The 7,733-nt window shown below is 72.7% G+C and carries 10 protein-coding genes; 2 read left to right on the top strand and 8 right to left on the bottom strand.

Annotated features, from left to right (window positions below; genetic code table 11):
* Positions 1-824, bottom strand: an 824-nt coding sequence (locus DW309_RS15165) for a PCRF domain-containing protein (RefSeq protein WP_136045846.1), incomplete at its 3' end; no start/stop codon positions are given.
* Positions 825-946: 122 nt separating this feature from the next.
* Here DW309_RS15165 and DW309_RS15160 point away from each other — a divergent pair.
* Positions 947-2,176, top strand: a complete 1,230-nt coding sequence (locus DW309_RS15160) for an MFS transporter (RefSeq protein WP_136045849.1) — start codon at positions 947-949, stop codon at positions 2,174-2,176.
* Positions 2,177-2,188: 12 nt separating this feature from the next.
* Here DW309_RS15160 and DW309_RS15155 read toward each other — a convergent pair whose 3' ends face one another.
* The 7 genes from DW309_RS15155 to DW309_RS15125 all read right to left on the bottom strand — a co-directional run bounded on the left by DW309_RS15155 (position 2,189) and on the right by DW309_RS15125 (position 6,668).
* Positions 2,189-2,620 carry a hypothetical protein gene (locus DW309_RS15155; protein ID WP_136045845.1) on the bottom strand — a complete coding sequence of 144 codons (432 nt, stop codon included), beginning with the start codon at positions 2,618-2,620 and terminating at the stop codon, positions 2,189-2,191.
* Positions 2,617-3,051 carry a TadE family protein gene (locus DW309_RS15150; RefSeq protein ID WP_136045844.1) on the bottom strand — a complete coding sequence of 145 codons (435 nt, stop codon included), beginning with the start codon at positions 3,049-3,051 and terminating at the stop codon, positions 2,617-2,619. The genes DW309_RS15155 and DW309_RS15150 overlap by 4 nt, the downstream gene beginning before the upstream one ends.
* Entirely contained in the window at positions 3,041-3,442 is a 402-nt protein-coding gene (locus DW309_RS15145; protein WP_240753255.1) for a TadE/TadG family type IV pilus assembly protein, read from the bottom strand. Before DW309_RS15145 ends, DW309_RS15150 begins: the two co-directional genes overlap by 11 nt.
* A 1-nt stretch (position 3,443) precedes the next feature.
* Positions 3,444-3,623, bottom strand: a complete 180-nt coding sequence (locus tag DW309_RS15140) for a hypothetical protein (RefSeq protein ID WP_136030645.1) — start codon at positions 3,621-3,623, stop codon at positions 3,444-3,446.
* 65 nt (positions 3,624-3,688) lie between these two features.
* Positions 3,689-4,627, bottom strand: coding sequence for a type II secretion system F family protein (locus DW309_RS15135; RefSeq protein ID WP_136045843.1), 939 nt, complete (start codon positions 4,625-4,627; stop codon positions 3,689-3,691).
* Complete coding sequence (locus DW309_RS15130) at positions 4,624-5,481, bottom strand: type II secretion system F family protein (protein WP_136045842.1); 858 nt, start codon at positions 5,479-5,481, stop codon at positions 4,624-4,626. The genes DW309_RS15135 and DW309_RS15130 overlap by 4 nt, the downstream gene beginning before the upstream one ends.
* Entirely contained in the window at positions 5,478-6,668 is a 1,191-nt protein-coding gene (locus DW309_RS15125; protein ID WP_240753254.1) for a TadA family conjugal transfer-associated ATPase, read from the bottom strand. Before DW309_RS15125 ends, DW309_RS15130 begins: the two co-directional genes overlap by 4 nt.
* Before the next feature lie 141 nt (positions 6,669-6,809).
* Between DW309_RS15125 and DW309_RS15120 the strand changes: the two genes are divergently transcribed.
* Positions 6,810-7,610 (top strand): glycosyltransferase family A protein, encoded by an 801-nt coding sequence (locus DW309_RS15120; protein ID WP_240753253.1) that lies wholly within the window; start codon positions 6,810-6,812, stop codon positions 7,608-7,610.
* The last annotated feature ends 123 nt before the right edge of the window (positions 7,611-7,733 follow it).

The following is a 7,733-nucleotide window of genomic DNA, read 5'->3' as shown; positions in this document are numbered from 1 at the left end:
TTCTGCATCGACACGACGATGCCGGTCGGGAGGTGCGTGATGCGCACGGCGGAGTCGGTCGTGTTGACCGACTGCCCACCCGGGCCCGAGGAGCGGAACACGTCGACGCGGATGTCGTTCTCCGGGATGTCGACCTCGGTGGCCTCCTCCATCAGCGGGATCACCTCGACGGCGGCGAACGACGTCTGCCGCTTGTCGGCCGAGCCGAAGGGGCTGATGCGCGCGAGGCGGTGCGTGCCGGCCTCGACGGAGATCGTGCCGAACGCGTAGGGGGCATCGATCTCGAAGGTCGCCGACTTGATGCCCGCACCCTCGGCGTACGAGGTGTCCATCACCTTGACGGGGTACTTGTGCCGCTCAGCCCACCGCAGGTACATGCGCATGAGCATCTCCGCAAAGTCGGTGGCGTCGTCGCCACCCGCCCCGGAGCGGATCGTGACGATCGCGCTGCGCTCGTCGTACTCGCCGTCGAGGAGCGTCTGCACCTCGAGCTGGTTGATGAGGTCGGTCAGGGTGCCGAGCTCGTTGCGCGCCTCGATGGCGGAGTCCTCGTCGCCCATCTCGTTGGCCAGGTCGACGAGCACCTCGAGGTCGTCGAGGCGCTGGGCGATGCCGGTGATGCGCGCGAGCTCGGACTGACGGTGGCTCAGCGCACTCGTCACCTTCTGCGCGTTCTCGGTGTCGTCCCAGAGGTCGGGCGCACCGGCCTCCTCGCTGAGTCGCGCGATGTCCTCGCGCAGACGGTTGACATCGACGACCTCGCTGATGTCGCCGAAGGTGTGCCTGAGCGCCTGGATTTCGGCGGAGAGATCTAGTTCGAGCATGACACCTCAGCCTAACGTGCCGCCCGCGCCCGCGGGGACGCCGTCGTCGGGTGCTGCTCCCGCGCGGGAGTAGCGTGAAGAGGGTGAGCAGCGCATCCACGGTCCTTCGTCAGTTCGGACCGATGGTGTATCTGCCCACCGTCCTCTTCGCCCTCGGCGAGGGAGCGGTCATCCCCCTGATCCCGGTGATCGCCGCGTCGATGGGCGCAGACGTGGCGACGGCGGCGCTGGTCGCGTCGGCGCTCGTGGTGGGACAGCTCTGCGGGAACCTCCCGGCCGGCTGGGCCGTGGGCCGCATCGGCGAGCGATACACGATGGTGATCGCCGGAACGGCGGCGCTGCTGTCCGGAGCGGGCATGCTGTTCGCGCCGTCGCTCGGCGTGCTCGCGGCCTCCGTGTTCGTGCTCGGGCTGTGCGCGGCCGCGTTCGGGCTGGCGCGGCACGCGTTCATGACCACGCGCGTTCCCCTGCCGTTCCGTGCGCGCTCGCTGTCCCTGTTGGGCGGCAGCTTCCGTCTGGGCATCTTCATCGGCCCGTTCGTCGCCGCGGGGCTTCTGCAGCTGTTCGGCAGCGAGTCCGCGGCGATCTGGTTCTTCGGCGTCTGCCTCGTGGTGATGGTGCTGCTCGTGCTGTTCGGGCCGGACCCGGAGGCGACGATCCCGCCGGTGCGTTCGACCGAGCGTTTCGTGGAGGACAGCGGAGAGGCCGTGAGCGGCTCGATCCCGACGATCGAGCGCGCGGGCATCTTCCAGACCATGTGGCGGCAGCGACGACTGCTGTCACGGCTCGGTCTCGCCGCCGCGTCTCTGTCCGCCGTCCGCTCCGCCCGGCAGGTGGTCCTGCCGCTGTGGGGCCTGTCGCTGGGGCTCGACGCGTCGACGATCGCCCTGGTCGTCGGGGTCTCGGGCGCGATCGACTTCGCCCTCTTCTACGCGAGCGGGCAGGTGATGGACCGGTTCGGGCGGCTGTGGGCGGCCATGCCTGCGATGCTGCTCATGGGTGTCGGGTTCCTCGCCCTGGCCTTCACCCACGACGGGGATGCCGCGGTGCTGTGGTTCGGGATGTTCGCCGCCGTCCTGGGCGTGGGCAACGGGCTCTCCAGCGGCATCCTGCTCACGCTCGGCGCCGACGTCGCCCCGGAGCGCGAGCCCGCCGCCTTCCTCGGCTCCTGGCGCACGCTGACCGATGCGGGCGGCGCCGTCGCCCCGCTCCTCGTCTCCGCCATCACCGCGGTGTCGACGCTCTCCGTCGCCGCGGGCGCCATCGGCGTGATCGGACTGCTCGGCGCTGCCGGGTTCCTGCGGTGGATCCCCCGCTTCGTCCCCCGCCCGGATCCGCCCGCGGAGGCCTGAGGCCCCGGCTGGTCACCGCAGGGCGGTGCGGCTCGTCGCGGTCGCCTGCAGCGTGAGACCCTCCGGCACGAACGGCGACACGAGCGGTGGATGCCACGCCGTGCGAACGGTCACGCGCGCCGAAGCCCCGTCCGGGGAGGTCGCCGACACCAGCACCTCGTCCCCGCCCGCACCGTCCACGAGCGGCCGGGCCTGCGCCGCCACCGCCCCGTCCGTGAGTTCCGCGCGCGGCGTCTGCCCCTGCACCGTGAGGACGAAGCCGTCGGTTCCGGCGAGCGCGGCCGCATCGGCGAGGGCGTCCAGGCGCTTCTGGGCGATGTACAGGTCGGTGGCGCAGGCGCACACGAAGATCACGGCGAGCGCGAGCAGCACGTAGCCGAGCACGAGCAGCAGCACGCTCCCCTCCTCCGCGTCCGTGCCCCGGGCGGCGTCCCCCGCCTTCACTCGGCACCCCACTGACGCGACACCTTCTGCGCCGACACGGCCTCGATCGGCACCGACACGGCTCTGTCCAGGCCCAGGACCGCGGGTACGAACGGCAGGCGGGCGCTGGTGGCGACCGAGACCATGACGGTCGCACCGGCGGACGGGCACGGAACGCCCTGTGGCAGACACGTCACGGCCAACTGCACGTCGTCGTCGTCGATGCCGTACTGCGATGCGATGCTCGACAGCACCGCATCACCCTGGGAGGCGGCCGTCCTCGCGTCGGGAGCGGTCGCGATCACGCGCGCCGCGTGCCGGGCGGCGGCCTCGACCCCCAGCGTCTGCTCCTGAACGGAGCCCAGCACGATCACCAGATACAGCAGCGGCACGAGCATCAGAACCCCGGCGGCGATGAACTCCAGGGAGCTCGAGCCGCGATCATCCCGCATCGAACGACTCCGCCGGTGCGTGAGCCTCGACCTGCAGCCCGTACGGCACGCCGATCAGGCCGAACACCGGCAGGTTGGTCCTCACCCGCACGTCGACCGACTCCCGGTCCGCGACGCGCGACGTCCCGACGGCGACGTCCTCCGCGTAGGCGGGGCCGATCGCGCGGGTGATCACATCCTGCGTGCGCTGCTTCCCCTCGCCGAGCGAGACGTCTGCGAGGGCGGCGTAGTAGGCGCCCTCCACCGCCGCGTCGTGCACCACGTTGCGCACGTAGACCGCGAGCGCCAGCTGCAGCACCGCGAGAGTGAGGGCGGTGAGGAGCGTGCCGACCAGGACGAACTCCACCGGGTTCGACCCGCGGTCATCGATCACGGCCGCACGGAGGGGCACGTCAGAGACCCGACACCCGCTGGATCGCCTGCTCGAACAGCGAGGTCAGCGCGGGCCCCGCGACGGCCCAGATCACCACGACCAACCCCGCCGTCATGAGTGTCACGAGCACCCAGCCGGGGACGTCTCCCCTCTCGTCGTCGGCGAGGGCACGGAGCGGAGAACGCAGGCGTGTGATCATGCCGTCAGTCTGCCCGGGAGCGCCCACCCGCGTGCGCGGTTATCCACAGGCGGGCACCAGGCACGTCAGCCGAGGCCGAGCCGCAGGATGAACAGCCCGGGATAGATCGCGAACACCACCGACAGCGGCAGGATCAGGAACACCAGCGGAAGCAGCATCAGGATCTCCTTGCGCCCCGCCTGCTCGATGAGGGTGCGCTTGGCCTCCTCCCGCGCGTCGCCGGCCTGGGCGTGCAACACGGCGGCCAGCGGTGCTCCGTGCTCCAGTGCGGCGACGATCTGGTCCACCGCGCGCGAGAGGCCGGGCAGCTCCAGCCGTGCGGCCATATCGCCCAGCCCCTCCGCGAGCGTCGACCCGGTCCCCACCTCCAGCACGACGCGGCGCAGTTCCCCGGTCAGCTCGCCCGACCCCACCCCGGCCACGCGCCGCACCGCGTCGAGGAAGCTCTCGCCGGCCGAGAGGCACAGCGCCAGGAACTCGAGGGTCGTCGGCAGTTCGTCGGCGAGCCGCGTGCGCCGAGCCCTGACGCGGGCGGAGAGCTGCATGTCGTAGCCGATCGCGGCCGTTGCGCCGGCGAGCAGCGGGATCACACCGACCGGCACCGACCAGCGACCGGTGAGCACGAGCACGATCACCGCGATCGCACCGGTCGCGATGCCCGCCAGCGTCCAGGCGAGCTGTCTGCCCCGGAACGCGACAGGACTCAGCGCCGACCCCGCCTGCGCCAGGCGCTTGCGCAGCACGTCGCCGTCGCCCACCAGACGCTCGAGGGCATCGCGCACCCGCTCGCCCGGCGAGCTCCGGTGCGCGGGGAGGCGTCCGACGCCCGGAAGCGCCGTCGCCGGCAGCCGCTCATCGTCCACCACGTCGCGCACGTAGGGGGCGATCCGAGACATCAGCGGTGCCGCCCGCCACCGAGGCAGCCGCGCGAGCAGAAGGAGGACCCCGGCCGCGAAACCGCCTCCCAGCAGGACCGCGGCCGCGAGCGCCGTGATCCCGGTCATCCGAACCACCGCCGCGGCTCGGGGAGACGCCCGATGCGGACCATGATGCGGAAGGCCGCGACCGACACCACGGCGCCGACGCAGATCACCACCACCCCCTCGGGGGTGCCGTAGGCCTTGGCTCCCTCGGGTCGCAGCACCAGCAGCGTCAGGATGACCCAGGGCGCGACCGCCCCCAGCACCGCGGCCCCCCGGATCCACGACTGCCGTGCCTCGACCTCTCCGCGCAGCGCCGCATCCGCCCTGACCGACGCCGACAGGGCGCGCAGCACCCCGATCAGCTCGGTGCCCCCGACCTGCCGCGCCATCCGCAGCGTCTCGACGATGCGATCGCCGATCGGGTCGGCCAGCGCATCCTTCAGCCGGTCGAGGCTCGACTCGAACCGGCCACTGCCTTCCAGGTCCCGAGCGAACGCGCGGAAAGCGGGGCGGAGTGCGGGCGGTGCGGACTCGCCGAGCGACGCCACCGCGTCCGGGAGCGACAGCCCGACCCTGATCGACGCGATCAGCAGATCGCACACGTCGGGCCAGAGCTGCCGCCGCAGTCGCCGCAGCCGCCGCCTCCGGCCGCGCAGGAAGGCGACGGGGGCGACCCCTCCCGCGAGGATCGCCAGCGCGGCGAGCACCACGACCCCGGTCATGAGCCAGACGATCGACCCGGCGATGAGGGCCGCCGCGGCGATCGCGGCGATCAGCGCCGAGGCGGGAAGCGCGGGAAAACCGGCCTCCTCCCCGAGCCGTGTGAGGCGCCCCTGAGCAATCGCACGCGGCGCCCGGCGCTCCGCCGGCCAGAGCCAGGGCGAGAGCACCAGGAGCAGGCCCGCCGCCAGCATCGCCCCGAGCAGCACGCTCACGCCTGTGCTCCCCCGACGAGGTCCGCGAACGACGCCACCCGGTCCCGCGCTTCCGCGGTCGCGTCGTACACCGTCCGGCACTGCACGCGACCGTCGCGGACCTCGCCGGACGGGGCGAGGATCTCGCGGACGCGGCGTCGTCCTTCCCGATCCCGCTCGCAGTGCACCACGAGGTCGATCGCGGATGCCAGGGCGGGAGCGATGAAACCTCGGTCGATGTTCCGTCCGGCGAGCAGGGGCAGCAGGCAGAGCTTCTCGATCGCCTCGGCCGCGCTGTTGGCGTGCACCGTGCACGCCCCCGGCACACCGGTGTTGAGCGCCAGGACGAGGTCGAGAGCCTCGGCGTCGCGCACCTCGCCGACCACGAGCCGATCCGGGCGCATGCGCAGCGCCTCCTTCACCAGCCGTCGCAGGGTGATCTCCCCCGTGCCCTCCAGACTGGGCTGCCGTCCTTGCAACGCCACCACGTCAGGCCCGCCGACCGCCAGCTCGAAGGTCTCCTCCACCGTGACGATGCGCTGAGACGACGCGCACGCCGCGAGAAGCGCCCCGAGGATCGTCGTCTTGCCCGCGTGCGTCGCCCCGGACACGATCACGGTCGCCCCCTCGCGCATGGCGGTCGCCAGCTCCGCCGCCGTCGCGGGCGGCAGCGAGCCCTGCGCGACGAGCTCGTCCAGCGTGCGGTGCCCGGTGAGGAATTTGCGGATGTTCACGCTCCACGCGCCGCGCACCACGTCGGCGATCGCGACGTGCAGCCGAGAGCCGTCGGGCAGCGACGCGTCGACGAACGGCTGGCCGATGTCGACGCGGCGTCCCGAGGAGTGCAGCATGCGCTCCACGAGGTCGCGCACGACGGTCTCGTCGAGGCGCAGGCCGGTGCGCTCGGATGTGCCGCCGCGGGCCACGTGCACGCCCCCGTCGCCGTTGACCCAGATCTCCTCGATGTCCGGCGCATCGAGGAGCGGCTGCAGGACGCCGAAGCCGCCGATCGCGGCGAGCACCTCGCTGATGCACGCGGTCTCGTCGTCCACGGGCTCCGCCCCGCGCGCCAGCGCGAGATCGTCGTAGCGCCGCACCTCCGAGCGCGCGATGGATCTCGCACGCTCCGGGTCGTCGGCCGGGTCGACGCCCTCGGCACGCAGGCGACGACGGACGTGTTCGGCGATGGCCGTGGAGGGATGGATCACCCGAGCATCCTGACAAGGATCGCCGCTGCCCCTCCGGAGTTATCCACACCGCCCTATCGACCAGCCCCGGGCGCTGTCAACCGTGTCGCGGCAGGTCCCACCCGCCGCCTACGCTGGGCCGACGAGCCGCGAGGAGACGACGTGCAGCGCGCCACACCAGCCACCCCCGACCCCACCGTCACGGTGGTGATCCCGGTCAAGGACGACGCCGCCGAACTGCACCGCTGCCTCACGGCGCTCGCCGCGCAGACGCGCGCCCCGGACGAGATCCTGGTGGTCGACAACGCCTCCACCGACGCGTCCGGCGCGGTCGCGTCCGCTCACGGCGTGCGGCTCATCCACTGCGCGACACCCGGCACGGCCGCGGCGAGCGCAGCCGGCTACGACGCCGCGTCGGGAGACGTGCTCCTGCGTCTCGATGCCGACTGCATCCCGGACCGGCAGTGGGTCGAGGTCATGCTCGCGGCCTGCGTGCGCGACCCCGGGGTCGCGGCGTGGACCGGGGGCGCGCTCTTCCTCGACGGACCGCGACCGCTGCGCCGCCCGCTCGCGACCGCGTATCTGCTCGCCTACGCCCTGGTGTGCGGCAGCGCCCTCGGACATGCACCGCTGTTCGGCTCGAACCTCGCGCTCCGGCGCTGGGCGTGGCGCGACGTGCGCGACCGCGTGCACCGCGACGACCCCGAGGTGCACGACGACCTCGACCTCGCGTTCCACCTCGGCGAACGCCACCGCATCCGCTGGGCGCGCGAGGCGGGGATGGGCATCTCGATGCGTCCCTTCCACAGCGGCCGTTCGTTCGCCCGCCGCGTGCACCGCGGCGTCCGCACGGTGCTGATCCACTGGCCGGAGGACTTCCCGCCCGTGCGGTGGACGCGGCTGGCCCTGCGCCGCACGCTGCATCGGCTCGGCGTCGCCGCTCCGGCGAGGTCGCGGTCGTGAGCGCGCCGCTCCTCGGCCGTCCGCGCGACACCGAGCTGCTGATCATGAGCGTCAACGTGCGCCGCGACCTCGGTGTGCTGGCGGTGCGGGCGGCCGATCGCTGGAGCGCCCGCCGGGACCGCG

Source organism: Microbacterium sp. K41, from assembly GCF_004794395.1.
Lineage (GTDB): Bacteria > Actinomycetota > Actinomycetes > Actinomycetales > Microbacteriaceae > Microbacterium > Microbacterium sufflavum.
The sequence above is the reverse complement of the archived record's forward strand: the minus strand, read 5'-3'. Positions and strand labels throughout refer to the sequence as shown.